The sequence below is a fragment of the Aliigemmobacter aestuarii genome (genome assembly GCF_004799285.1).
Classification (GTDB): domain Bacteria; phylum Pseudomonadota; class Alphaproteobacteria; order Rhodobacterales; family Rhodobacteraceae; genus Aliigemmobacter; species Aliigemmobacter aestuarii.
The window spans coordinates 331,594-357,261 of record NZ_SSND01000002.1; the positions used below are offsets into that span (position 1 = coordinate 331,594).

The 25,668-nt window shown below is 66.9% G+C and carries 25 protein-coding genes; 9 read left to right on the forward strand and 16 right to left on the reverse strand.

Annotated features, from left to right (window positions below; all coding sequences use genetic code 11):
• Positions 1–77: 77 nt before the first annotated feature.
• Together E7811_RS10405 and E7811_RS10410 are read right to left on the reverse strand one after the other, a co-directional pair.
• Complete coding sequence (locus E7811_RS10405; protein WP_136394565.1) at positions 78–740, reverse strand: FkbM family methyltransferase; 663 nt, start codon at positions 738–740, stop codon at positions 78–80.
• A complete protein-coding gene (locus E7811_RS10410) occupies positions 731–1,639 on the reverse strand; it encodes a glycosyltransferase family 92 protein (RefSeq protein WP_136394566.1) in 909 nt (302 codons plus the stop codon). The genes E7811_RS10405 and E7811_RS10410 overlap by 10 nt, the downstream gene beginning before the upstream one ends.
• Positions 1,640–1,779: 140 nt before the next feature.
• Here E7811_RS10410 and E7811_RS10415 point away from each other — a divergent pair, with 140 nt between their 5' ends.
• The 3 genes from E7811_RS10415 (at position 1,780) to E7811_RS10425 (ending at position 6,657) form a co-directional block, all read left to right on the forward strand.
• Positions 1,780–3,225 (forward strand): aldehyde dehydrogenase family protein, encoded by a 1,446-nt coding sequence (locus tag E7811_RS10415; protein ID WP_136394567.1) that lies wholly within the window; start codon positions 1,780–1,782, stop codon positions 3,223–3,225.
• Between the two features lie 197 nt (positions 3,226–3,422).
• On the forward strand, positions 3,423–5,405 hold the full coding sequence (locus E7811_RS10420) for an oxidoreductase (RefSeq protein ID WP_136394568.1): 1,983 nt from the start codon (positions 3,423–3,425) through the stop codon (positions 5,403–5,405).
• Between the two features lie 226 nt (positions 5,406–5,631).
• On the forward strand, positions 5,632–6,657 hold the full coding sequence (locus tag E7811_RS10425) for a fatty acid desaturase (protein ID WP_136394569.1): 1,026 nt from the start codon (positions 5,632–5,634) through the stop codon (positions 6,655–6,657).
• Between the two features lie 32 nt (positions 6,658–6,689).
• Here E7811_RS10425 and E7811_RS10430 read toward each other — a convergent pair whose 3' ends face one another.
• Together E7811_RS10430 and E7811_RS10435 are read right to left on the reverse strand one after the other, a co-directional pair.
• The gene (locus E7811_RS10430; RefSeq protein WP_136394742.1) at positions 6,690–7,337 is read right to left on the reverse strand and encodes an RluA family pseudouridine synthase; all 648 of its coding nucleotides are present in this window, start codon (positions 7,335–7,337) and stop codon (positions 6,690–6,692) included.
• Positions 7,337–8,233: a homocysteine S-methyltransferase family protein gene (locus E7811_RS10435; RefSeq protein WP_136394570.1), complete on the reverse strand. Its 897-nt coding sequence runs from the start codon at positions 8,231–8,233 to the stop codon at positions 7,337–7,339. The genes E7811_RS10430 and E7811_RS10435 overlap by 1 nt, the downstream gene beginning before the upstream one ends.
• A 144-nt stretch (positions 8,234–8,377) precedes the next feature.
• Between E7811_RS10435 and E7811_RS10440 the strand changes: the two genes are divergently transcribed.
• Positions 8,378–8,797, forward strand: coding sequence for a VOC family protein (locus E7811_RS10440; protein ID WP_136394571.1), 420 nt, complete (start codon positions 8,378–8,380; stop codon positions 8,795–8,797).
• Here E7811_RS10440 and E7811_RS10445 read toward each other — a convergent pair.
• The 4 genes from E7811_RS10445 to E7811_RS10460 form a co-directional block, all read right to left on the reverse strand.
• The gene (locus tag E7811_RS10445; RefSeq protein ID WP_136394572.1) at positions 8,783–9,571 is read right to left on the reverse strand and encodes a GFA family protein; all 789 of its coding nucleotides are present in this window, start codon (positions 9,569–9,571) and stop codon (positions 8,783–8,785) included. The genes E7811_RS10440 and E7811_RS10445 overlap by 15 nt on opposite strands.
• A gap of 4 nt (positions 9,572–9,575) precedes the next feature.
• Entirely contained in the window at positions 9,576–10,187 is a 612-nt protein-coding gene (locus E7811_RS10450) for a LysE family translocator (RefSeq protein ID WP_136394573.1), read from the reverse strand.
• The gene (locus E7811_RS10455) at positions 10,184–10,651 is read right to left on the reverse strand and encodes a GAF domain-containing protein (protein WP_136394574.1); all 468 of its coding nucleotides are present in this window, start codon (positions 10,649–10,651) and stop codon (positions 10,184–10,186) included. The genes E7811_RS10450 and E7811_RS10455 overlap by 4 nt, the downstream gene beginning before the upstream one ends.
• 96 nt (positions 10,652–10,747) lie before the next feature.
• Positions 10,748–11,926 (reverse strand): thiolase family protein, encoded by a 1,179-nt coding sequence (locus E7811_RS10460; RefSeq protein WP_136394575.1) that lies wholly within the window; start codon positions 11,924–11,926, stop codon positions 10,748–10,750.
• 83 nt (positions 11,927–12,009) lie between these two features.
• Between E7811_RS10460 and E7811_RS10465 the strand changes: the two genes are divergently transcribed.
• The 3 genes from E7811_RS10465 (at position 12,010) to E7811_RS10475 (ending at position 14,671) form a co-directional block, all read left to right on the forward strand.
• Positions 12,010–12,372 (forward strand): STAS domain-containing protein, encoded by a 363-nt coding sequence (locus E7811_RS10465; protein ID WP_136394576.1) that lies wholly within the window; start codon positions 12,010–12,012, stop codon positions 12,370–12,372.
• Positions 12,362–12,826: an ATP-binding protein gene (locus E7811_RS10470; protein WP_168732991.1), complete on the forward strand. Its 465-nt coding sequence runs from the start codon at positions 12,362–12,364 to the stop codon at positions 12,824–12,826. The genes E7811_RS10465 and E7811_RS10470 overlap by 11 nt, the downstream gene beginning before the upstream one ends.
• Positions 12,827–13,093: 267 nt before the next feature.
• The gene (locus E7811_RS10475; RefSeq protein WP_136394578.1) at positions 13,094–14,671 is read left to right on the forward strand and encodes a gamma-glutamyltransferase family protein; all 1,578 of its coding nucleotides are present in this window, start codon (positions 13,094–13,096) and stop codon (positions 14,669–14,671) included.
• 21 nt (positions 14,672–14,692) lie between these two features.
• Here the strand turns inward: E7811_RS10475 and hspQ are convergent, their stop codons facing one another.
• Positions 14,693–15,019, reverse strand: a complete 327-nt coding sequence (gene hspQ / locus E7811_RS10480; RefSeq protein WP_136394579.1) for a heat shock protein HspQ — start codon at positions 15,017–15,019, stop codon at positions 14,693–14,695.
• Between the two features lie 260 nt (positions 15,020–15,279).
• On the opposite strand from hspQ, the gene E7811_RS10485 reads away from it, so the two are divergent.
• Positions 15,280–15,861 carry a transglycosylase SLT domain-containing protein gene (locus tag E7811_RS10485; protein ID WP_136394580.1) on the forward strand — a complete coding sequence of 194 codons (582 nt, stop codon included), beginning with the start codon at positions 15,280–15,282 and terminating at the stop codon, positions 15,859–15,861.
• Between the two features lie 31 nt (positions 15,862–15,892).
• Here E7811_RS10485 and E7811_RS10490 read toward each other — a convergent pair whose 3' ends face one another.
• From E7811_RS10490 to E7811_RS10505, 4 genes are all read right to left on the reverse strand, one after another.
• The gene (locus E7811_RS10490) at positions 15,893–16,510 is read right to left on the reverse strand and encodes a LolA family protein (protein ID WP_136394581.1); all 618 of its coding nucleotides are present in this window, start codon (positions 16,508–16,510) and stop codon (positions 15,893–15,895) included.
• A 115-nt stretch (positions 16,511–16,625) separates the two neighbouring features.
• Positions 16,626–19,847: a DNA translocase FtsK gene (locus tag E7811_RS10495; RefSeq protein WP_136394582.1), complete on the reverse strand. Its 3,222-nt coding sequence runs from the start codon at positions 19,845–19,847 to the stop codon at positions 16,626–16,628.
• A gap of 12 nt (positions 19,848–19,859) precedes the next feature.
• Complete coding sequence (locus tag E7811_RS10500; protein WP_136394583.1) at positions 19,860–21,038, reverse strand: aminotransferase class I/II-fold pyridoxal phosphate-dependent enzyme; 1,179 nt, start codon at positions 21,036–21,038, stop codon at positions 19,860–19,862.
• Between the two features lie 155 nt (positions 21,039–21,193).
• Positions 21,194–22,525 (reverse strand): amidase, encoded by a 1,332-nt coding sequence (locus tag E7811_RS10505; protein WP_246020355.1) that lies wholly within the window; start codon positions 22,523–22,525, stop codon positions 21,194–21,196.
• Between the two features lie 51 nt (positions 22,526–22,576).
• Here E7811_RS10505 and E7811_RS10510 point away from each other — a divergent pair, with 51 nt between their 5' ends.
• On the forward strand, positions 22,577–23,854 hold the full coding sequence (locus E7811_RS10510) for a UbiH/UbiF/VisC/COQ6 family ubiquinone biosynthesis hydroxylase (RefSeq protein WP_136394584.1): 1,278 nt from the start codon (positions 22,577–22,579) through the stop codon (positions 23,852–23,854).
• Between the two features lie 27 nt (positions 23,855–23,881).
• On the opposite strand, the gene E7811_RS10515 is transcribed toward E7811_RS10510, so the two are convergent.
• Genes E7811_RS10515 through trxA form a run of 3 tightly spaced genes read right to left on the reverse strand, consistent with a single transcriptional unit; the run spans position 23,882 to position 25,644 of the window.
• Positions 23,882–24,064: a Trm112 family protein gene (locus E7811_RS10515; RefSeq protein ID WP_136394585.1), complete on the reverse strand. Its 183-nt coding sequence runs from the start codon at positions 24,062–24,064 to the stop codon at positions 23,882–23,884.
• Entirely contained in the window at positions 24,061–24,705 is a 645-nt protein-coding gene (locus E7811_RS10520; protein WP_136394586.1) for an LON peptidase substrate-binding domain-containing protein, read from the reverse strand. The genes E7811_RS10515 and E7811_RS10520 overlap by 4 nt, the downstream gene beginning before the upstream one ends.
• A 27-nt stretch (positions 24,706–24,732) precedes the next feature.
• Positions 24,733–25,644 (reverse strand): thioredoxin, encoded by a 912-nt coding sequence (gene trxA / locus E7811_RS10525; RefSeq protein WP_136394744.1) that lies wholly within the window; start codon positions 25,642–25,644, stop codon positions 24,733–24,735.
• Positions 25,645–25,668: the final 24 nt, after the last annotated feature.

A 25,668-nucleotide genomic window follows, 5' to 3' on the forward strand; every position in this document is an offset into this window, starting at 1 on the left:
GCCCTAGGTATGGGATCGAGGCACCGGTTTCAGCCCCCGGAACCGGAGCGAGGGCAGATAAGAACGCCGTCTTACCCTCAAAGCCAGTTCAGGTCGATCTTTCCGCCCAGACGCAGATCGGCGATACGTTGTCGCAGCGCGGCGTCCTTCGGACGCAGCGACGGAATCGAATGGGCGTGTGTTTCGACGAAGACCGCCTCAATCCGGTCCATCAGGCCACGGTCGATCAGCGCGTTCAGAATGTCATATTCCGCGCCCTCGACGTCGATCTTCAGCAGCTTGACCGGGCGGCCCAGCCCTTCGATGAAGGCGGGAAGGTCGATCACCGGCACCTTCACGCCCTTGCGGTCATCCACGTTGCGCTTTTCCCCGATCAGCGAGGACCGCGAGGAAAACCGTTCGGGGTTAAGGCCGTAGTTGACATGCAGGTAAAGCGTCATCTCGTCGTCGCGGTCCAGCACTGCCTTCTGATGGCGATGCACGTTCGGCAGATGCGCGGTGCGTTCGGTCAGCACGCGGAAGGCGTCCGGGTTCGGTTCGAACGCGTGCACCTCTGCCCCGTGGGCGGCCAGTATCGTGGTGATCACGCCCAGATTGGCGCCACAGTCGATGGCGACGTCACCGGGTCCAAGCGCATGGAACGCGGGGATATCCACGACGCGCGATTCCTCGGCCTTTCCGGGATACAGGCGATACTTCACCTCGCCGAACATCCGTTTCAGCCATTTCGTCAGGTCCATCCGGAAACCCCCTTGCGGTCCAGCCAGTCAAGCGCGCTGGTGTCTTCTATCTCATCCCGCTCGATGTTTTCCACCTTGCGCATGACGCGGCGCAGGTGGTCGGCATCCGGGGTCGTCAGGTTCGGCCCGCGCGCGATCTTCGCCCGCAGTTCGGCATCCGAACGGGTGTAGTAATGGTTCAGCTGGATCCGTTCGGCGCAATAGAACTCCCGCGTCTCGCGCGTCCTGTGGGTGAAGCGACGGCCCGCGTCGTTGCAGGTCGTCCCCGCCGCATCCGTCCATATCTGATGCACCCTGATCGACAGCACCTTGCAGGGATCGACGATCATCTTGAAATTGCGCAGCCCCTTGGCATCGCTCATCGGGTCGGGGTTGCGGCGGGTGTAGTTGCGCAGCACGCCGCCCTCGGGCGCCTCGATGTGACCGGAGCGGCCGAACATGTGCCAGGGCAGGCTGATGTTGTCACAGCCCTCAAGACCCGCAAGCGCCTCGTTCAGATCGCCCGCGCCTTTCGGAACAAGGAATTCGTCAAGATCGATCAACGTCATCCAGCGGAACGACGGGCCGAAGTTGCGCACCGCATGGGCGTAGGCCAGCACCTGGTTGTGGATCTCTAGCCCCCGGACGGCATCGCGCAACTTCTGGTCCCAGGGGATCAGCGTCAGAGCCTCGCCCAGTTCCGACCGCAGCACCTCTGCCGTGCCGTCGGTCGATCCGTTGTCGTAGACGATGAACTGCCGCACACCGGCCAGCCGGTGAAACCGCGCCCATTCAGCGGCATGGCGCGCCTCGTTCCGCACGATCAGCACCACGGCGATACCGTGCCGGTCGCCCTGCGGCACGGGCGGATCAAGCGCGATCCGCGTGATGCTTTTTCCTCGCGTCAGAAAGCCGAACATACCGCCTCCAGTCCTGTTCCGGCTTTAGCAGCCCGTCCACGACCGGACCAGCCCGCAAAATTTGATCAAATCTTTCCGCTGCCCCTTGCGCGCCTGCGCCAGTGATGACACGATCCGCGCCGCAGGACACGGAGGCTTCCATGATCGAAAGACGCGAATTCTATATCAACGGCCAGTGGGTCGCGCCGGCGAAAGCGCGTGACTGCCTGGTCATCGACCCGTCGACCGAGGAACCCTGTGCGGTGATCAGCCTGGGCGACAAGGCCGATACCGATGCCGCTGTGGCCGCCGCCAAGGCCGCCCTGCCCGGCTGGGCGGCGACGCCCCCCGCGGAACGCCGCGCCGCGGTCGTGCGCATCCTCGAACAGTACGAGGCCCGCAAGGAGGACCTGGCCAAGGCGATCAGCCTGGAAATGGGCGCGCCTATCGACATGGCACGCGACAGCCAGGCGCCCTGCCTGCCGTGGCACCTGAACAACTTCCTTGCAGCCTTCGACAAGATGGAATGGATCCGCCCCTTGGGTCCGCATGCGCCCAACGACCGGATCGCGCTGGAACCGATCGGCGTGGTGGGGTTGATCACGCCCTGGAACTGGCCGATGAACCAGATCGCGCTCAAGGCCATTCCGGCGATCCTGGCGGGCTGCACCTGTGTGCTGAAACCGTCCGAGGAATCGCCGCTGAACGCGATGATCTTTGCCGAATTCTGCCATGACGCGGGGCTGCCGCCGGGGGTGTTCAACCTGGTGAACGGCGACGGCGCGGGCGTGGGAAGCCAGCTTTCGACCCATCCGGACGTCGAGATGATCAGCTTCACCGGATCGACCCGCGCGGGCAAGGCCATCTCGGTCGCCGCAGCCGAGACGCTGAAGCGCGTGACACTGGAACTGGGCGGCAAGGGCGCCAACCTGATCTTTGCCGATGCCGATGACCGCGCCGTGGAACGCGGCGTCAGGCACATGATGAACAACTCGGGCCAGTCCTGCAACGCGCCCTCGCGGATGCTGGTGGAACGCGGCATCTATGACCGCGCGGTGGAAATCGCGGCCGAGGTGGCATCGTCGATCCGGGTCGCCCCGGCGTCCGAACCCGGCAATCACATCGGCCCCGTGGTGAACAAGCGCCAGTGGGACCAGATCCAGGGCTTCATCCAGAAAGGCATCGACGAAGGCGCGCGCCTCGTCGCGGGCGGGCTTGGCCTGCCCGAAGGCATGAACAAGGGCTATTATGTCCGCCCCACCGTGTTCGCCGACGTGAAGCCAGGCATGACCATCGAGCGCGAGGAAATCTTTGGCCCCGTCCTGTCGATGATCCCCTTCGACACCGAGGACGAGGCCGTGCGCATCGCCAACGACACGCCCTATGGCCTGACCAACTATGTCCAGAGCCAGGACGGCGCACGGCGCAACCGGCTGGCGCGGGTGCTGAAATCCGGCATGGTCGAGATGAACGGAAAATCCCGCGCAGCAGGCTCGCCCTTTGGCGGGGTGAAGGCCTCGGGCCGGGCGCGCGAGGGCGGCCACTGGGGGCTGGAAGAGTTCCTGGAGGTGAAGGCCATCTCGGGCTGGGACAGCGCGGCGGAGTAGGACGGCGGAGTAGGGCGGGCGAAGATTTTTCGTACGAAAAATCTTCGTCCCCGGCGGCGGCCGACGCGGGTTGACCAGGTCCCGGCGATCCGGCCGCAGGCCTGTGCGGATGGCGCGTTCGGGCCTTTTGATGTCGCGGATCGGGTTTACCGCCTCGGCGCTGGACGTCAGGATCAGGGCAAACAGCAAGGCCCGCCATGACCACCAGCAAGCACCCCCGTCTGATGTCGCCCGTCACCCTGCGCGGGCACAGGATTCGCAACCGCATCGTCTTTGGCGCGCATACGAACAACATGTCCGACATGGGCCTGCCCGGCCCGCGGATGGCGGCCTATCTGCTGGAACGGGCGCTGGGCGGGGCGGGGATGATCGTCTGCGAACCGGTGCCCGTGCATCGCACCGGCGTCCTGACGCGGGGCAACATGCTGCACGCATCGGACGACATCATCGCGCCGTTCCAGTCCGTCACCCGCCCGGTCAAGGAGGCCGGCGCCGTCATCATCCAGCAGCTTTACCATGTCGGCGCGCATGGCGATTCCGACCTCTCCTTCGCGCCGCACTGGTCCCCCTCGGGCGAGCCGTCCTACCACGACAGCGATGGCAGCCACGCCATGACCGTGGCCGAGATCGAGGAATTGCTGGAGGCCCATCTTCAGGCCGCGACCCGCGCTAGGGCCTGCGGTTTCCAGGGGGTGGAGGTCTGGGCCGCCTATCACTCGCTGATCGATCAGTTCTGGACGCCCTGGTCGAACCGCCGCACAGACGACTGGGGCGGCAGCCTTGAAAACCGCACCCGTTTCTCGCGCGAGCTCATCGCGCGAATTCGCGCCGCCTGCGGGCCGGATTTCATCATCGGCCTCGCGATCAGCTATTCGCCCACCTACAAGGTCAACCTTCAGGCGGATGAGCTGTGCGAGATCGTGGCGCTGCATGACGCGACGGGCGATGTCGATTACGTCACCGTGGGCTTCGGCAGCTATCTGGCGTTTGACGGCATCATCCCAGCCTTCACCCTGGGCGAAAAGCTGACGACACCGCTAACCCAACGGCTGAAGGCCGTGGTGAAGCACGCCCTCGTCACCTCCGAGGCCGGGGTGCGCACCCCCGAGAACGCGGAAACCATCATCGCCGGCGGCGAAGCGGATCTTGTCTCGATCGTCCGGGGTCAGATTGCCGATCCCCATCTTGCGCGGAAGACGGCCGAGGGGCGGGCAGAGGACATCCGCGGCTGCATTTCCTGCAACCAGATGTGCTGGGGCCGCCGCAGCCGCGATTACTGGATCTCCTGCCTGATCAACCCTTCGGCCGGGCGCGAATGGGAATGGGGCGGCGACCGGTTCACGCCCGCGCATGCGCCTAAGACGGTTCTGGTCGTGGGCGCGGGACCCGCCGGGCTGGAAGCCGCCCGCAGCGCCGCCGAACGCGGCCACCGGGTGGAGCTGGTCGAGGCGCTGCCGGTGATCGGCGGGCAGTTCCGGCTGGCGGGCATGCAGCCGCGGCGGGCACAGATCATCGACCTGATGGACTGGTACGAACGCCAGTTCGCGCGGCTTGGCGTGACGCTGCACCTCAACCGTTTCATGGACGAGGACGAGATCGCCGCCCACCCAGCCGATGTGGTGATCCTGGCCACAGGTTCGCTGCCCGATCCCGACGCGCGCCAGCGCTGGCTGCCCGATCTCGACCGCCTGCCGGGGCTGGACCTGGGCGGTGTCTGGTCGCCGGAAGAGGCGATGCGCCGCGAAGCCCGGCTGGGCGATGCGGTCATCGTCTATGACGAAGGTGGCAACTGGCGCGGCACCGGCACCGCCTGGGCGCTGGCCGACCGTGGGCACAAGGTGACGATCGTTACCCCCGCCGCCTTCGTCGGTCACGAACTGACGCGCACCGCCGCCGACGGGCAGGTGCGCCAGCGGCTTGCGCAGGCGGGTGTCCGCTTTGTCACCGAACATGGCGTGAAGGGCTGGCACGGCAACGGCGCGACGGTCGTCAGCTTCCTGACCGGCACGGAAGAGACGATCCCCGCCTCGGGCCTTGTCATGGCCACGACCAACCGCGCCTTCGACCCCTGGCCGGAAACCTTTGCCGGAAAAACCACGCTGCGCATCGGCGACTGTGCCGCGCCACGGCTTGCCGCCTATGCGTTCCATGAAGGCCGGAAGGCAGGGCTCGGGCTCTAGGCCGTTCGCGCCGCGCAACAAGGCCCGCGGCGATGCAGCGCCTTTGCAGCACCCCTCCGGCAGGGGGAATTTTGCGTGCCCGGTCCCGGTGCGGCATCAAATCAGTTGAAAACCTGCCACACAGGCCCTAACCCCGGGGGGGCCTGAATGGAACGTGCCCTAAGGGATGTCTGCCAAGGCTTGATCAAACCTGCCGGACCCAACCGGCACCAACCCACAGGCCTTGATGCCCGACCGCCTTACCACCCCCCGCAACGCGCGCGAATGGCTGAGCGTTCTTGCCCGCTATCGCGACCCGTCCACCCTGCGCAGCCTGTTCGAACTGGCAGCCACCCTGATCCCCTTTTTTGCACTCTGGGCACTTGCCTGGATGATGCTGTCGGTCAGCCCCTGGATTTCTCTGGCGATCTCGCTGGCCAATGGTGCGTTTCTGGTGCGCATCTTCATCATCCAGCACGATTGCGGGCACGGCGCCTTCCTGAAGAACCGCACGGCACAGGACTGGATCGGGCGGCTGCTGGGTGTCTTGACCCTGACGCCCTATGCCGTCTGGCGGCGGACACATTCGATCCACCATGCCCATCACGGCGATCTTGACCATCGTGGCATCGGTGATGTCACCACCCTGACGCTTGAGGAATATCGCGCGCGGTCGCCCTTCGGCCGGCTGATGTACCGGCTCTACCGGCACCCGATCGTCCTGTTCCTGATCGGGCCGGGGTATCTGTTCCTCATCCAGAACCGGCTTCCCATCGGTCTGATGTCATCGGGTTGGCGCTACTGGGCCTCGGCGATGGGGACCAATGCGATGATCGCCCTTGCCCTGGGCCTGATCGTCTGGTTCGGCGGCTGGATGCCCGTTCTTGTGATCTTCCTGCCGACCTCGCTGATGGCGGCCACCATCGGGGTCTGGCTGTTCTATGTGCAGCACCAGTTCGAGGATACGCACTGGTCGAAGGGCGAGGAATGGCAACTGCACGACGCGGCGCTGGAAGGCAGCTCGCACTATGTGCTGCCCCAGCCCTTGCGCTGGCTTTCGGGCAACATCGGCATCCACCATGTGCACCACCTCTATTCCCGCATCCCCTTCTACCGCCTGACCGAGGTGATCCGCGACCACCGCGACCTGGCCGAGGCGCAGCGCCTGACGATCCGCGAAAGCCTTGCCACGGTGCGCCTGCATCTCTGGGACGAGGCGCAGGGCAAGCTGATGTCCTTCGCCGAGGCGCGGGCGCGGTACGGGATAGCCTGACACACCGGCGGGCAACCGCCGCCGGGCGGCGCCTAGAACCCCACCTCTGACCGGAAGGTGACCCTTTCGCCGCCAACCGGGTGGCGGAAGGTCAGGCTTTCGGCATGCAGCATCAGGCGGGGGAAGTCACGGGCGGGGCCGCTGGCATAGATCGGATCACCCAGGATCGGGTGGCCCAGTTCGGCCATGTGGACGCGCAACTGATGGCTGCGACCGGTCAGCGGGTGCAGGCGCACGCGCGTCGTGTCGCCCTCGTAGCCGATCACCTGCCAGTCGGTCTGGGCCGGGCGGCCGTGTTCGTGGCTGACCATCTGGCGCGGGCGGTTCGGCCAGTCGGCACAAAGCGGCAGGTCAACCCGTCCGCTTTCGGGGGTCAGATGGCCCCAGAGCCGCGCGACATAGGTCTTTTCGGTCTGCCGGTGTTCGAACTGCTTGCCCAGATGCCCCTGTGCCGCCTTGGTCAGGGCAAAGACCATCACGCCCGAGGTGTCGCAATCCAGCCTGTGCACCAGCAGGACCTGCGGGATCTCGGCGGCGATGCGGGCAATCAGGCAATCCTCGCGCCCTTCCAGCTTGCCGGGCACCGACAAAAGCCCCGGCGGCTTGTCCACCACCAGGATCGCCTCGTCCCGGTGCAGGATTTTCAGCGGCACATCGGGCGGCGCATAGGTGAATTCCATCATGCGATGCGGTGCCCCGCCGCGACCAGCCGCGCGGCAAGTTCCCGGATATGGGCAGGCCCCACCTCGCAGCAGCCGCCGACGATGGTCGCGCCCATCTCGACCCAGCCCATTGCGAAATCCGCGTATTTCGCGGGCGTCAGGTCGTGCCGGTGGGTCAGCTCCTTGACCGTGGGCGCATCCTTCAGGAAATTGCCCGAGATGTGGGTGAACCCGTTGGCATAGGCCCCGAAGGGCAGCCCGAGCGTTCTGAGCCCTCCCAGAGCATCGGCCATCGCCTCGGGGACGGAACAGTTCGCCAGGACCGCCGCCACGGGATAATCCCGCACCAGCCGCGCCAGATCGGCGACAGGCTCGCCCGACCGCAGGCGGCTGCCGTCATGGTCATCCACCGTCACCGAAAGCCAGACGGGCACGCCCGCAACCGCGGCCCCCTTGACCGCGCCTTCGCACATCTCGACCGAGGCGAGCGTTTCGCACAGGATCATGTCGACATGGGCGCCGAGGATACGGGCGATCTCGGCATATTTCGGGGCGGCGATCGCGACCGGCAGCGTGACCTCGGGCCGATAGGTGGCCACCAGCGGCCCCATCGACCCGGCGATCCGCCCCGATCCGTGCGCGGCACGGGCCTCGTGCGCCTCGACCAGCGCGCGCAGGTGCAGCGCGTGGAACATGTGGTCAAGGTCGAACCGCTCAAGCCGGTCGTGATGGATCGCATAGGTGTTGGTCGTGGCCACTGTGGCGCCTGCCGCGAAATAGTCGGCGTGGATGTCGCGCACCATGCCGGGGTGGTCGATCATCACCCGCGTGGCCCAGAGCGGCGTCGGATCATCACCCGACCGCGCCACCAGTTCCTGCCCCATGCCCCCGTCCAGAAGCGTGATATCGGCCATGATGTTCCCCTTTTCCGTTGCCGAACAAGAACCACAAGCCGCGCCGGATTGCCACCACAGATGACACCGCGCCGCGTCACCCGGGGACGGAATTGACAGGTACAGAAAGGTCAGCGATGCTGTCCTGAAATCCGGAGCCCGCGCATGGATTACGAAACCGTCCCCGCACCCGACTTCGGCCGCGCACTGCGCGGCATGGGGCTTAATCTTCTGGTGGCGGATGTGCGCCGTTCGGTCGCCTTTCTGGAAACCGTGTTCGGGATGACGGCCCACCGCGTCAGCGCGGATTTTGCGATCCTCGTCTATCACGGCCAGCCGTTTCAGCTGCATGCCGATGGGACCTTCGCCGCGCATCCGCTGTTCGCGCTTCTGCCCGAGGCCGGACCGCGCGGCGCGGGGGCCGAGTTGCGGCTTTACGAAACCGATCCGGATCAGGCGGCGGCACGGGCCGAAGAGGCGGGCGGCATGGTGGTTCAGCCCCCGGCCGACAAACCCCACGGGCTGCGCGAAACGGTCATCCTTGACCCGGACGGATACGCCTGGGTGCCGTCACGCCGGATCTGATGGTTCCCATTCCGGATATTGCGGCAGGCCGTCGGTCAAATGCAGCCAGCCCGGGGGCGAGGCGATGAAGATATGCGCGCCCATCCGCCCCCCGGTCGGCCCCGCGATGCACCCCGCCTCGATCGAGAAGGCGCCGTCAACCGCCCGGAAATAAAGCGACGATCCGCAATCGCCGCAGAACCCGCGCAGCGCGCCGCCGGCGGTGCGGTATTCCTTCAGCGCAGTGCGCGATCGCCAGATCAGCCGCGCCTCATCGGCATCGAAGCTGGCCGAATGATAGCCCGAAAGGCGGCGGCACTGGTCGCAATGGCAGGCCGTCACCGCCCCCATCGGCCCCGGCAGCCCGAACCGGCACGCCCCGCACAGGCAGGACCCCTCCAGCCGATCCGGAAGCGGCACATCGGGCAGCGGGGGCGGGCCTTCGGGGGCGTAATAGTAACCGGCTTCGGCAGTAAAGACATGGCCACCATGCGACAGCAGCGCCGGGTCGTCGAACGCGCCCGCGGCGATCTCGATGGTGCCCGCGGCATCTTCGGCCCGGAATAGGCTTGCGCCGCAGTCACCGCAGAATCCGCGCCGCGCCCTTTCTGACGAACGATGCCAGCGCAGGGCTTGCGCCCTGTCCAGGTGAAGGCCGGAACGCGCCACCTCGACCGCGCCCCAGACATGGCCCGACCAGGCCCGGCACTGCCGGCAATGACAGACCGTGACCGCCGGGCGTGTCACATCGGCCCCGAACCGCACAGCGCCGCAATGGCATCCGCCCGCATGCATGGCCTTACCCCCACCCCGAAAGCGCCAGCGCCAGCCCGTAGCCCACGAATGCAACCCCCATCAACCGCCGGAACCAGACGTTCAGGACCGCCCCCAAGGCCGCCCGTCCCAGTCCCGTGCCAAGCGCAACATAGCCGGAATAGCTGGCGGCGGTGATCGTCAGCGCGGTCGGATAGATCAGCCCCATCTGCGCCATCACCGGCACGTCGGGCTGCACGAACTGGGTGAAGGCGGCAAGGTATCCCGCCAGGCTTTTCGCGTTGAAGGTGGCGATGGCAAGCGCGCGCAGATAGATCGACCGCGACGGCACCTGATCGACGCGAACCGGCCGCCCCGCAAGCCACAGCGTGCGCAGCCCGAGTCCGACCAGCACCGCCGCCCCCGCCAGCCGCAGCGCGCCGTAAAGCCCGGGCGAAGCCGCGACGAAGGCCGCGATCCCGGCTGCGGAAAGGGTCAGGAACAGGGCCGCCTGCGTCAGGATGCCCGCCACCGCCCAAAGCCCGCGCCGGAACCCCACCTGCATCCCGGTCGTCATGCAGTTGACGGCATTCGGCCCCGGCGTGGTGACGAAGAAGACCCAGAAGCTGGCGAAGACCAGCCAGCCCTGAAGGCTCACGCCGCCACACCCCCGCGCGCGTCGCGGAAGGTGCGCGCAAGGATCGCGGCCAGTTCGCCTGCGTCCTTTTCGGTGAAGGCGGCCGGCGTGTCGCTGTCCAGATCCAGCACCCCCAGCAGTTCGCCCGCGCCGTTCCGCACCGGCAGGACAAGTTCCGACCGGGTGGAAGACGAACAGGCGATGTGATCGGGAAAGGCGTCCACATCCGGCACAAGCTGCACCTCGCCCGTGCGCGCGCAGGCCCCGCACACCCCGCGCGAGAAGGGGATGACAAGGCAGCCGTGCCCCCCCTGATAGGGTCCGATCTTCAGCATGCCGGGCGCGGTGACACGGTAGAACCCGGTCCAGTCGCACATCGGGTGGCTATGGTGCAACTCGCAGACGACAGTCGCCATCAGGGCGACGGTGTCGGTTTCACCGTGGCAAAGCGCCTCGATGCGGGCGGACAGATCGGCGTAATCCATGACGGGCCTCTGAGGTGCAGGAAGGCCGGGGAGCTGTCTGCCCCCGGACCCCCCGAGGATATTTGAACCAGGGTGAAGGGAAAAGGGGGCGCGGGTTCAGGGGCGTTCGATGGCGATGGCCGTGCCTTCGCCGCCGCCGATGCAGATCGCGGCGACCCCGCGTTTCAGGCCGCGCGCCTCAAGCGCGTGGAGAAGCGTCACCATGATCCGTGCACCCGAGGCGCCGATCGGATGGCCGAGCGCGCAGGCCCCGCCGTTCACGTTGACCCTGTCATGCGGGATGCCGAGTTCCGCCATGAAGGCCATCGGCACCACGGCGAAGGCTTCGTTCACTTCCCACAGATCGACATCGGCGACCGACCAGCCGAGCCTGTCCAGCAGCTTGCGCGCGGCAGGCACCGGCGCGGTCGGGAAATCGGCCGGCGCATGGGCATGACTGGCATGGCCGCGGATGATGGCGCGGACGGGAAGGGACGCCGCCTCGGCCACGCTGCGCGCCGCCAGAACCAGCGCCGCCGCCCCGTCCGAGATCGACGAGGAATTCGCCGCCGTCACCGTGCCGTCCTTGCGGAAGGCGGGTTTCAGCGTGGGGATCTTTTCGGGCCGCGCCGTGGCGGGCTGTTCATCGTCGGCCACCACCGTCTCGCCCTTGCGGGTGGTCACGGTGACGGGCGCGATCTCGGCCAGCAGCGCGCCGCTAGACTGGGCCGCCCGCGCGCGGGTGAGCGAGGCGAGCGCATAGGCATCCTGTGCCTCGCGGCTGAATTGGAAGGCCTGGGCGCAGTCCTCGGCGAAGGTGCCCATCAGGCGGCCCTTGTCATAGGCATCCTCAAGCCCGTCGAGGAACATGTGGTCGATCACCTGCCCGTGGCCAAGCCGCGCGCCGCCGCGCATCTTCGGCAGAAGGTAGGGGGCGTTCGTCATGCTTTCCATGCCGCCCGCCACGATCACCCCGGCCGCGCCGAGCGCGATCTGGTCATGGGCGATCATCGCGGCCTTCATGCCCGAGCCGCACATCTTGTTCAGTGTGGTCGCCGGCACGGATTGCGGAAGACCCGCGGCAAAGCCCGCCTGCCGCGCGGGCGCCTGGCCCTGACCCGCCGGAAGGACACAGCCCATGAGCAGCTCGTCCACCCGGTCGGGGGCAACGCCCGCCCCCTGCAACGCCGCCCGGATCGCCGCGCCGCCCAGCTTCGGGGCATCGAGTTCGGCAAAGGCGCCCTGAAAGCCACCCATCGCGGTCCGCGCCGCCCCGACGATCACCACGTCCTGCATCCGATCCTCCGCTTCGCTGTCGTTGACCGAATGCTAACGATGCGCGCCTAGGCTGCAAGGCATCTTCCGGGGAAAGGACAGAGATGGACGTGAATTCGGAACGGGTGGGCGATGCGCTGATCGTCCGGATCGGGGATGAAAGGATCGACGCGGCGGTCGCGATCCACTTCAAGGACGCGATGCGCGAGGCCGCGCGAACGCCGTCCCGGCGGGTCGTGCTGGACCTGTCCGGCGTAGGCTTTCTTGACAGCAGCGGCCTTGGCGCGGTCGTCGGCGTGATGAAGGAACTGGGGCCGGGCCGACCGCTGGAACTGGCCGGCCTGACCCCGACGGTGGATCGCGTGTTCCGCCTGACACGCATGGACAGCGTCTTTACCATCCATGCGGATGCCTCTGCCGCCGTCGCGGCGACCGCCGGGCAGGATGTCCGCCGCGATGCCGGTTGAAGCCACCTGCGTTCGGGAGGGGTGCGTCCGCCCGTTGCGCCTGGCCTTTGCCGCAGACAGCCACGCGGTGCGGCAGGCACTGGCCGCGACCCTGGCGCATCCGGTTCTTGCGCAGGCCGACCTGACCTTTGCCGGGCAGGTCGAGATCGTTCTGGCCGAGGTGTTGAACAACATCGTCGAACACGGCTATGCGAATGGCAGCGGGACGATCCGGCTGGTCGGGCGTCGGCATCGCGGGGGCGTGCTGTTCCGGATCACGGATCTGGGGCGGCCCTTTCCGGGGGGGACGCTGCCCGAAGGCCAGCCGCCGGACCCCGGCAGCGACGGAAATCCACCGGAAGGCGGCTTTGGCTGGTTTCTGATTCGACGGTTGTCCTGCGCCCTGCGCTATCGGCGGGGGCAGGGCCGGAACCGGCTTCTTGTCCTGCTATGCCCGGAACAATCGGAAAACTGACCGCGCGACTGTTTCCGCGCCGGGATTTCTGACACCAAGTCGCCGCATTTTCCCCCTAAACGCGCCGCAAGGACCGACCATATAAGCGGTGTAGCTGCATAAAGCTTCCCTCGGCGTCGCGGATAAAAGCCCCCACCCAGTCTGCGGCGCCGAGGTTCTGCCCCCCATCAGTGAAGACCTGCAGATTTCCACCGGTTCCGGTGTCCGGACGCTTGAATCGCCCGCCGCGATGCCTAGGCTCTGACCCGCAACAAGCGGGAGGAAGCGATGCGCGATTTTCAGATGCCGGGCCGTTCGGCCGTGCTTGCCACGAACGGGGTCTGTGCCACCTCGCACCCGCTGGCCGCGAAGGTCGCGATCGACATCCTGCAATCGGGCGGAAACGCCGTGGACGCCGCCATCGCCGGGGCGGTCGTTCTGGGGATTTGCGAACCGCAGATGACGGGGATCGGCGGCGATTGCTTTGTCCTGCTGAAACCCGCCGGAGAGGATGGTGTTGTCGCGCTGAATGGATCGGGCCGGGCACCTGCGGGCCTGTCAGCCGCCGAGATGCGCGACCGAGGCCTGACCGCCGTACCGCTGCGGGGGATCGAATCGGTCACCGTTCCGGGCGCGATCGATGCATTCTGCCGCCTGTCCGCCGACTGGGGGCGCCTGTCGCTTGCCGAAACGCTGGCGCCCGCGATCCGCTATGCCGACGAGGGCGTGCCAGTCGCACCGCGCGTGGCCTTCGACTGGGCGGGCGATGAACCCGACCTGAAGGGCGCGGCGCGCGATTTCTATCTGATGGGCGGCAAGGCTCCGCAGGTCGGTCAGGTCTTTCGCGCTCCGGGCCAGGCCGAGGTTCTGCGCCGCATCGCCCGGGTAGGCCGCGCCGGGTTCTACGAAGGCGAGGTGGCCGAGGACATGGTCGCCTCGCTCCGCGCGCTTGGCGGCACCCACACGGCCGAGGATTTTGCCGCAACTGCCTGTACTTACACCGATCCGGTCAGCGGACCCTATCAGGGGATCGACCTGCTGGAACACCCGCCGAACGGCCAGGGCGCCACGGCCAACCTGATGCTGAACATCCTGTCGCATTTCGATATCGCCGGGATGGACCCTTGGGGCGCGGACCGCATCCATATTGAGGCCGAGGCGACCAAGCTGGCCTATGACGCGCGCAACCGGTTCATCGCGGATGCCGATCACACCACCCGGCTGGCGCATATGCTGTCCCCGGAAACGGCGGCGCGGCTGGCTGCCCTGATCGACCCGAAACGCGCGATGCCCTCGGCCGCCCCCCTGGCCGAGGCCGTTCATCGCGACACCATCTACATTACCGTCGTCGACCGCGACCGAATGGCCGTCAGCCTGATCTATTCGATTTTCTGGGGCTTCGGGTCCGGCTTCGCCTCGTCGAGGTTCGGCATCAACTTCCAGAACCGCGGCGCGGGCTTCACGCTTGAAGCCGGCCATCCGAACGAGGCCGCGGGTGGCAAGCGCCCCATGCATACGATCATTCCGGGGATGATCCGCAAGGGCGGGCGCGTCACCATGCCCTTCGGCGTGATGGGCGGGGCCTATCAGCCCTGCGGACATGCACGGTTCGTGTCGAACCTTGTCGATTTCGGCCAGGACCCGCAGGCGGCGATCGACGCGCCCCGCGCCTTTTCCGCACCCGAGGGGCTGAAACTGGAACGGGGCTACCCGGCCGCAGTGGCGGCCTCGCTGGCCGAAATGGGCCACAAGGTCGTTCCCGCCGACGAACCGCTGGGTGGCGCGCAGGCGATCCTGATCCATGATACAGGCGTTCTGGAAGGGGCGTCGGACCCGCGCAAGGACGGCTGCGCCCTGGGCTACTAGGCCCGGCGCATCCGCCCCCCGTCAGTTGAGCTGGAAGGTCAACGGATAGCGGCCGTTCTCGAAATCGCCGAACAGGTCATGCAGGTCGGGGTGATCGACCGGTTCCCCGGTTTCGTCCGGAACAAGGTTCTGTTCCGACACATAGGCGACGTAATAGCTTTGGTCGTTTTCGGCCAGAAGGTGATAGAACGGCTGGTCCTTCGACGGGCGGCTTTCCTCGGGGATGTTCTCGTACCATTCCTCGGTATTGGAAAACATCGCGTCGACATCGAAGACGACACCCCGGAACGGGTGCTTCCGGTGCCGCAGCACCTGACCCAGATGATATTTCGCCTGCGTCTTCAGCATAGCTTCAAGTCCCCCGATTTTGGTTAGTAATCCTCGGGGGGGCCACTTGTCCACATTGACCGCGCGAAAAAAGGGGAAACAGTCTGTGGCCCTTAGCCCGACAGTCGGGCGCGCGGGATCGGTGCGTCGGCACCGGCTGCGGCTGTGTCCTTGTCGCCCCCTCTCGGTTTTCTGATCGGAAATCGCTGCGGCGGGCATTCCCCCGGCGCGTGTTTTCCCCTATCCTTGCTGCAAAACAAGAATGGTTTCGCGAGGGGCAGATGAGCAGACTTCTCCGCGCGGCGGTGCTTTTACTGTTGCTGGCGTCCTGCGGGGGAGGCCGGTTCTCGGCGCCCCGCGATCTGGACAACGCATGCAGTATTGTGCGCGAGCGCCCGCAGTATTACCGCGCCATGAAGGCCACCGAACGCAAGTGGGGCGTGCCTGTGCATGTGCAGATGGCCACGATCCATCAGGAATCGAAGTTCATCGGAAACGCCCGCACGCCGCACCGGTTTGCGCTCGGGATCATCCCGATGGGACGGCAATCCTCGGCCTATGGCTACAGCCAGGCCTTGGACGGCACCTGGGAAGAATACCAGGTCGCGCAGCGCAAGCGATCGGCCAAGCGCGACCGCATCCAGGATGCGACCGATTTCATGGGCTGGTATTTCCACGAAACCGAAGCGCGGCTTGGCATTTCGCGAACCGACGCCCGCAACCAGTATCTGGCCTATCACGAAGGCCGCACGGGTTATGCCAACGGCAGCTATCGCGCCAAGTCCTGGCTGATGGATGTGGCCGACAAGGTCGGGTCGCGATCGGAAATGTACCGCCAGCAGTTGCAATCCTGCCGCCGCTGACAGCCTGACCGCAATCGGAAAAGCGGATGCCTCAGCGCATCCGCTTTTCGGTTTCCCGGGTGATGTTGAACAGCGAGGGCGAGATGTCGCCGCCCTTGGCCATCTCGCCAAGGATCACAGTCGTCTGGTTGCCGGAATCGTCATTGATGACCCATTGCCGCAGCTCCGTCGGTCCGGCGGTGAACACAAGGTCGATGGAGCCGTATTCCGGGTGCTCGGGGTCCTGCGCGCGCACCTTGGTGGTGGTGCCGTCCTCCTTGTGCGAGATCACCATCTTCGCCCGGCCCAGATCGACATTCGCATCGAGGATCAGGTTCAGCGGCGTCTTTTTCAAGGGATACTGTTCCGGTGGCTGGTTCGACTTGGGGTCGAACACGGCGACCTGCCCGCCACCGGCCAGGACGAGGCTTCGATCAGGCGGGTTGTATTCGAACCGCACGCGACCGGGCCGCTTGATGAACAGCGTGCCGGTGGTGATCGACCCGTCGGGGTTCACCTGCGTGAACTGCGCCTGAGCCGTGGTCAGCGCATTCAGATAGCGCGACAGTTCCGAAAGCGGAATCTTCTCGGCCTGCGCCGGAAGGGCGAAGGCCGAGAAGGCGAAGGCCGAGAGGGCGAGCGGGGCAAGAAGGGCACGAAGACGCATCATGGGCCGAATATAGCAACGCCGGGGGTAGGCTGCATCCCCCGGCGCATCACGAAAGAGGGATGGCGCGGAAACATGCCGGGGCGACACGGCGCACCCGGCATGTTGCGCTCTGGCCTTATTGCTCGGGCAACAGGATCTCGCGCTTGCCCACATGGTTCGCGGGTGTGACGACGCCGTTTTCCTCCATCTGCTCCACCAGACGGGCGGCCTTGTTATAGCCGATCCCCAGCTTGCGCTGGATGTAGCTGGTGGAACACTTCCGGTCCTTGGCCACGATGGCGACCGCCTGATCGTAAAGCGCGTCGTCGCCGTCGGTGTTGCCGCCGGTGTTCAGCCCCAGCACCGCGTCGATATCGTCGGCGCGGTCATCCTCGGGGCCTTCCACCACACCCGACATATAGCTGGGCGGACCGAAGGATTTCAGATGGTTCACGATTTCCTCGACCTCTTCGTCGGAAACGAAGGGTCCGTGGATGCGGGTGATGCGCGCACCGCCCGCCATGTACAGCATGTCGCCCATCCCCAGCAGTTGCTCGGCGCCCTGTTCGCCAAGGATCGTGCGGCTGTCGATCTTCGACGTCACCTGGAAGGAAATCCGGGTGGGGAAGTTCGCCTTGATCGTGCCGGTGATCACGTCGACCGAAGGCCGCTGCGTGGCCATGATCAGGTGAATCCCCGACGCCCGCGCCATCTGCGCAAGGCGCTGGATGCAGGCCTCGATCTCTTTCCCCGCGACCATCATCAGGTCGGCCATCTCGTCGACGATGACGACGATATAGGGGAACAGCTGCGGCGCGAATTCCTCAGTCTCGAAGACGGGTTCGCCGGTGTCCTCGTCAAAGCCGGTCTGGATCGTGCGCTTGAACATCTCGCCCTTGGCCAGCGCCTCGCGGACGCGGCCGTTGTAGCCCTCGATGTTGCGAACGCCCATCTTCGACATCTTGCGATAGCGTTCCTCCATCTCGCCCACGACCCATTTCAGCGCGACGACCGCCTTCTTCGGATCGGTTACCACCGGCGACAGAAGATGCGGGATGCCGTCATAGACGGACAGTTCCAGCATCTTGGGATCGATCATGATCAGGCGGCATTCCTCGGGCGTCAGCTTGTAGAGCAGCGACAGGATCATGGTGTTGATCGCCACCGACTTGCCCGAACCCGTGGTCCCGGCGATCAGGAGGTGGGGCATCTTGGCCAGGTTCGCCACGATCGGATCGCCGCCGATATCCTTGCCAAGCGCAAGCGGCAGCCGCATGTTCGAATCGCCGAAGTCACGGGCGGCGAGGATTTCCCGCAGGACCACCTTTTCGCGATGCGCGTTCGGCAGTTCGATCCCGATCACGCTGCGTCCCGGCACGGTCGAGACGCGCGCCGACAGGGCCGACATCGACCGCGCGATATCGTCGGCAAGCCCGATCACGCGGCTGGCCTTCAACCCCGGAGCGGGTTCCAGTTCGTATTGCGTCACCACGGGGCCGGGACGCACGGAAACGATCTCGCCCTTCACACCGTAGTCGTCCAGCACGCTTTCCAGCATGCGGGCGTTTTCCTCAAGCGCCTCTTCCGACAGCGTATGCCGCTGGATCGAGGAGGGGCTGGCCAGAAGCGACAGGGGCGGAAGCTCGTATTCCTGCTTCGGTTCCTCGAACCGCAGGCGCGGCTGCGCCTCGGCCATCGCCTGACGCGAAGGCGCAACCGGCTTCTTCGCCGGGGCCTGCACGACGCGGCGCGTGTCAAACTGCACGGCGGCACGCAGCGGCGGCGGGGCCATGACGGGCAGTTCGTCTTCGGCCTCCAGTTCCCACTGGGCCATCGCGTCCATGTCGTCATCCGGTTCGTCGGCGTCGTCCCATTCCGTCCGGGGATCGGTGGACGGGGCGGCCACATGCGGCGGCACGGCCTGCGACGGGGTCAACGCCATCGTCCCCCAGGACGGGGATGCCGGCGGTTGGGTCGCACCGGCGGCCGCGGCAACGGCCACATCCGCCACAGAACGCGTTGCGCGCAGGCCGGATACGACCGGCGCCGTCGCGGCTGCATGGGCCGCTGTCAGCGGCGGTTCAGCGACCATGAGCCCCCGGTTGCGCGCCGTGTCGGCCATCAGGGGCTGCGGCCCGCGCGGCCGCATCATCGCAGGTTCGCGCCGGGCGATCGCCGCCTGGATCGGCGTCATCGGCTGGGTCGGCGCGGCAGTCGGAAGCCCTTGGCGCGCGCGCGTCCTGATCACGCTGTTGATGCGGGCACGGATGCGTTCATCGGCGGAAAGGGCGGACAGGTCTTCCTGTTCCGTCTCGACCGGGTCGGCCACGGGGCTGGGTTCCACCGCGCGACGGATGCGGGCCAGAAGCCCCTTCTTCTCGGGCGGCGCGGAAACCACTGCGGCCTGCGCCATCATCGGATGCGCAATGCCCGGGGCGGCAGGCTCATACGGTTCGCCCTGGTCGTCCCAGGGTTCGATGACCGGTTCGGCGCGGCGGACGCGGGTCGCCCGCAACGGTTCGGGCGTCATCGCAAGGGCGGGTTGGCCGCCGGTCACCGCCGGTTCGGCGCGACCGAAAAACCCGCGCCGACGGACAGGCGCGGCGTCTTCCGCCATCCAGTCGGCGGGTTCGGCGTGGCTTGCAGCCTGTTCGCGGCGCTGCCTCTGGCGCTCCTGAAGCGAGGCGGCCGCCCGCGCGGTTCCCGCCGCACCCCGGCCCGCTAGGCCAAGCAACGCCGAATAGGTGGTGACAAGGCTGATCGACAGGAACCGCAGCACGCCCGCCAGTTCGGCCCGGTCGCAGCCCGCCACGAACAGCACCAGCGCCACCATCACAAGGCCCGAGATCAGCGACAGGATCTTGAGCCCCGCCCCCGCACCGATCGGCAGCAGGCCCAGAACCGCGCCAAGAACCGTGTCGCCGAACAGCCCGCCCAATCCGAAGGAATGTGGCCAGTCGGCGCCCGGAACATGGGTTGCGGCAAAGACCGAACACATCGCGACCGCGATCACCGCAAAGACCATGCGCCCCATCGCGCGATCCTCGCCCTGATGCAGGACAAACCGCGCGCCCCAGGCCAGCAGGATCACGGGTATGCCCCAGGCGCCCTTGCCGCCGATGATCATCAGGGTCGATGCCACCGAAGCGCCAAACCGGCCAAGCCAGTTGCGCGCCGGTTCATCAGTGGCCACCATCCAGCCCGGATCCTCGGGCGAATAGGATGCCAGCATCGCCGCGAACAGCGCCGCGACCACGATCAGCCCGACGCCCAGCAATTCGCGCCCGCGCCGCTCCAGTGCGGCTTGCGTGCCCGGATCGACCAGAGGGTCGCGCTGCCTGACCTGATAGGATGCCATGCCTTACCGTCCTCACCCGTAAAGGCAGTCGCGAAGCGTCGTCAGCCCGCGCTGCATTTCGTCTTTTGGGGCCACAAGCGCGACCCGGATATATCCCTTGCCGGGGTTCTCGCCCCCGACATCGCGCGACAGGTAGGCGCCGGGCAGAACCCGCACCCCCGTCTCGCGCCACAGTTTCAGCGCCGCCGCCTCGCCATCGGGCACCGGCAGCCACAGGAAGAACCCGCCTTCAGGCGATTGATAGCCCTGCATTCCGGCAAGGATCCGGTCGGCCAGGGCGAACTTTTCCTGATAAAGCGCCCGGCTTGCCGCGACATGCGCCTCGTCTGACCAGCAGGCCTCGGCCACGCGCTGCAGCGGCAGCGGCAGGGGCGCGCCGGCAAAGGCCCGCAGCTTGCGGATGCGCGCGATCCCCTCGCGCCCGCCCGCGACAAAGCCCGACCGCAGCCCCGGCAGGTTCGACCGCTTCGACAGCGAATGGAAGGCAAACACGCGTTCCGGATCCGCGCCGACCTGGGCCGCCACCTCCAGCACACCGGGCGGGGGCGCGCTGCGCCAGATCTCGGAATAGCATTCGTCGGCGAAGATCACGAAATCATGCTTTTCCGCCAGCGCCAGCAGATCGGCCCAATAGTCGCGCCTGGCCACCGCGCCCTGCGGGTTCGCGGGCGAACAGATATAGGCCACCGTCACCCGGTCCAGCAGATCGGCGGGAAGGCTGCCGAAATCGGGAAGATGCCCCGTTGCCGCCGTGGCAGGCACATATACGGGCTCTGCGCCGGCGGTGACGGCCGCAACCGTGTAGACCTGGTAGAACGGGTTCGGCATCAGAACCACGGGGGCCTTGCCGCCCTTCCGTTCCGGGCTGATCGCCAGACAGGCGTTGAACAGCCCTTCGCGCGTGCCGTTCAGGACCATCAGGCGGTCTTCTTCCACCGCCACGCCATAGCGGCGCGAGATCCACCCCGAAATCGCGGCCAAAAGTTCCGGCGTGCCATCGTTCGGCGGATAGACCGCGAACCCGGACAGGTTCGCCGCAAGGATCGGCCCAACGAAATCGGGCATCGCATGGCGCGGCTCGCCGATGGTCATGGCGATGGGTTCGCCCCCCGGCGCATGTGCATCCAGAAGCTTCCGCAGACGCGGAAACGCATAATCCGGCAGGTTCGAAAACCGCTCAGGAAACGCCATGACTGCCTCGTTCTCGGGGTCGTTTCGCCCCGTATTGCGGCCAGATTAGCGCGCGATTTCGCGGTGGTCCAGAAAAACGCGTCAATCTGTGGGGTTAGAGGCCACAGGTTGTGGCTTTTTCGTCCTGATCCGAGAGACTCGCCCCCTGCCCCGTTTCAGGCCAGGGCGCGTTCCGCCGCCGCCCCGATCCGGAGCAGCCGTTCCTCGCCCATCGGTGTGCCCATCAGGCTGATCCCGCAGGCGGGCTCGCCCGTGGGCAGGGTCAGGGCGCAGAGGCCCAGCACATTGCCGATCCGGGTGTTGCGCAGCGCCATCAGATTCTCGGTGGCGAAATAGTCGGGATCCGTCAAAAGCCGCGTCGCTTCGGGCGGAAGGATCGGCGCGGTCGGTACCAGCACCGCATCATATCCCGCGACGGCGTCAAGCCATTCGGCGCGGTGCCGGTGCAGCGCCTGCCAGGCGCGGATATGGTCGATCGCGGATACGGCAGCCCCGCTGCGGAACCTTTCGAGGATCACGGGGAACATCCTTTCCGGCGCGGCCTCGATCACCTCCTGCCACTGGGCATAGGCCTCGGGCGCGAACAGCGCGGGCGACAGCGCAAGCGCCTTGTCGGCGGCAGGCACGGCCCGGCGTTCGATCACCGCCCCCGCCCGCGCCAGCCGGTCGACTGCGGCCTCGAACCCGGCGCCGGGCAGTTCGCGCACCCCGTCCAGCGCGACTCCCTCCAGAACCAGAAAACGCGCACCCTTCAGCGTGACACCGCGCAGGTCCACGGCGCGCCCGCCTTCCAGAACCGCGAGGATCTCGGCGCAGTCCTCGACCGTGCGGGCCAGCGGGCCGACCGTGTCGAAACTGGCGCACAGCGGAACGACGCCCTTCAACGACAGCCGACCGTGCGTGGTCTTCAGCCCCACAAGATCGTTCCAGGCGGCCGGGATACGGACCGATCCGCCGGTGTCCGATCCGATGGCGGCGGGCGCCAGATGATGCGTGATCGAGGCTGCGGCGCCGCTGGACGACCCGCCCGGTGCCGCACCGGGGATGACGCGGTTGGGGGGCGTGGCCGTCATCGGGTTGATGCCCAAGCCGGAAAAGGCCAGTTCTGTCATATGGGTCTTGCCCAGGCAGACCGTACCGCAGGCGGTGGCGGTGGCCAGCACCTCGGCATCGCTGCGCGGCACGCGGCCTTTCAGAAGGCGGCTGCCTGCCTCGGTCGGGGCGTCGGCGGCATCGAAGAGATCCTTCCAGGACAGCGGCACGCCATCCAGAAGGCCGATCCGCGTGCCTGCCTTGGCCCGATCGGCGGCTGCCATCGCCATCGAGCGCGCCCGTCGCGGGGTGACGCGGGCATAGATGCGATCGCGGTCGGGGTGGCGTGCGATCGCCTCGAGAAAGACCTCGGTGAGTTCCAGCGCATGGATCCTTCCCGCGCCGATCCCGCGCCCCAGATCCGCCGCCGTCATCTTCAGCCAGTCGCTGCCCATGCCATGTTCCCCACTCGCCGGATTTTCCAGACGCTAGCGGCTGAGGGGCGCATGGACAATCCCGCATCAAGGGCCATATTGGACCCCATGATACCGAACCGGAAACATGATGCGGATGTGCTGATCGTGGGCGGCGGGCTGAACGGCCCGGCGCTTGCGCTGGCCTTGGCCCAGAACGGGCTGACGGTCGCCGTGGTCGATGCCCGCCCCGCCCCGGCCCGGGCCGAAACGGGGTTCGACGGGCGCGCCTATGCTCTGGCGCTGGCATCGCAGCGGTTGCTGGCGGCAACGGGCGTCTGGCCCCTGATCGCCGGGCAGGCGCAACCCATCCTTCAGATCAAGGCCAGCGACGGGCTTGCGGGCGACGGGCCTGCTCCCTTCTTCCTGGCCTTCGACTCGGCCGAGATCGAGGAAGGCCCGATGGGCTTCATGGTCGAGGACCGGCATCTGTACGCGGCCTTTCTGAAGGCAATGCGGGACGAACCGAAGATCACGCTGATTTCCGGCGAAACGGTCGTGGAACAGACCTGTGGCCCGGCCGAGGCCAGCCTTGCCCTGGCCTCTGGCCGCCGGTTGACAGGCCAGATGATCGCGGGCTGCGACGGTCGCGCCTCGGGTACCGCCCAGCGTGCCGGGATCGGGCGGACGGGCTGGGGCTATGGCCAGACCGCGCTGGTCACAGCGATCCGTCACGAACGGGATCACCAGGGGATCGCGCATCAGTTCTTCATGTCGGCCGGTCCGCTGGCGATCCTTCCGCTGCCCGGCGGGCATCATTCGTCGATCGTCTGGTCGGAACGGGATGATGTGGCCCAGGCAATCCAGGCGCTTCCGGACGATCAGTATCTGGCCGCGCTGCGCCCCCGTTTCGGCGATTTCCTGGGCCGGATCGAACTTGCAGGCGCGCGCTTCACCTATCCGCTGAACCTGACGCTGGCCAACAGCTTTGCCGCGCCGCGCCTGGCGCTGGTGGGCGATGCGGCGCACGGGGTTCACCCGATCGCCGGTCAGGGGCTGAACCTTGGCCTGCGCGACGTGGGCGCGCTGGCCGAAGTGCTGGTCGAGGCGATGCGGCGCGGCGAGGACATCGGCGCCATCGACGTGCTGGAACGCTACCAGACCTGGCGGCGGTTCGATTCAACCACGCTCGCCCTCGGGATGGATACGGTGAACCGGCTGTTCTCGAACGACAATCCGATCCTGCGCGCGGCCCGTGACATCGGTCTTGGTGCGGTGAACGCCATGCCCGGCCTGCGCCGTGCGTTCCAGCGGCAGGCCGCGGGGCTTACGGGCGAGTTGCCAAGGCTTCTGGCGGGGCAAAAGCTGTAAGTCGCGGGGCAACGGCCCGCGGCGGGGTCATTCGACCTCGCGCGCCTCGTTCACCAGCATGATCGGGATGCCGTCGCGGATCGGAAAGGCCAGATGCGCGGCCTTCGACAGCAGTTCCTGCCGTTCGGCATCATAGGTCAGCGCGGCATGCGTCACCGGGCAGACCAGCGCCTCGAGCATCCGGCGGTCGAACTGCGGAGCCTCGTTCATTGCATCACCTCGTCTTCACCGCCCCCGCGCAGGGCGAATTCCATCAATGTCACCAGTGTCTCGCGCCGGGTCGAAAGCGACGGCGCCTCAAGCAGGGCCTGCTTGTCCTCGGGCGCGAAGGGGCAAAGCATCGACAGCGAGTTAATCAGCAACTCGGCCTCGGCCTCTTTCAGGCTGGACCAGTCCGATGAAAGCTGCATCGCCTGGAAATAGCGCGCGAGAAGGTCAAGAAACGCATCGCGGTCAAAGGCCCGGTCCTGTTCCGCCTCGCCCAGATCGCGGGAAAAGGGCGCCCAGTCCACGTTGCAACGGCGATAGGGGGTGAACCCCTGCACCTCTTCGATCACGCGGAACCGCGAGATTCCGGTCAGCGTGATCATGTAGCGCCCGTCCTCGGTTTCCGAAAACCCGGTCAGCCTGCCCGCGCAGCCGATGGCGTTAAGCCGCTTTTCCCCGGTGCCCGGCACCTCGCGCGGCTGGATCATCCCGATCAGCCGGCCGGGCGTCTTCATGCAATCCTCGATCATCGCAAGATAGCGGGGTTCGAAGATATGAAGGGGCAACCGCCCCCGGGGCAGCAGCAACGCTCCGGGCAGCGGGAACACCGGGATGATGGCAGGCAGGTCGGCGGCTTTGATCATGCCCTCGAACCTAGACCGGAACGGCCATCAGGCAAATATCATCGACGACAGGCGCCGACGGCCCTTCAGGACCACGGGGTCCGTCGGTTTCAGCGCCTCGAAGATGGTCATCAGCTGTGCCTTGGCCGCGCCGTCGTTCCATTCGCGGTCGCGCCGGAACAGTTCCAGCAGTTCATCCACGGCTTCGTCCACCTTGCCGCTGGCATGCAGCGCCTGCGCCAGATCGAACCGCGCCTGATGATTGCCGGGATCGGCATCGACTGCGGCGCGCAATTCGGCCTCGGGCCCGGCATTGGCCGCCTGCCGTACCAGCGCCAGTTGCGCGCGGGCGGCCTCCACCTCCTGCGCGCGGGCGATGGCCGCGGGTGCCGCATCCAGCAGCCCTTCGGCCTGGTCCAGATTGCCAAGGGCCAGGTGCGCCCGCACAAGCCCGCCATAGGCCGCAGCGTTTTCCGGCTCTTCCCCCAGGATCGCCGCGAAGGTTTCGGCGGCATCCACCGCCGCGCCTTCGGCCAGCATGCCTTCGGCGGCCTCGATCGCCTCGGCCAGGCCGCCGTCACCGGCCACGCCCGCGACACGTTCGATGAACTTCTTCAACTCCGACGCCGGAAGCGCGCCCTGGAACCCGTCAACCGGCTGGCCCTGCCAGAAGGCATAGACCGTGGGAATCGACTGGATCCGCAGTTGCGCGGCGATCCGCTGGTTTTCGTCCACGTTGATCTTGACCATGCGGACACGGCCCTTTGCCTCGGTCACGGCCGCTTCGAGGGCCGGGCCAAGCGACTTGCACGGGCCGCACCACGGCGCCCAGAAATCGACGATCACCGGCACGTCCCGGCTGGTTTCGACGACGTCGGCCATGAAGCTGGCCTCGTTCCCGTCCTTGATCAGATCGCCCGCTGCGGCAGGGGCGGCGGGCTTGTCGCTCATCCCGAACATGATGGTCCTCATGCGCTTTGACTT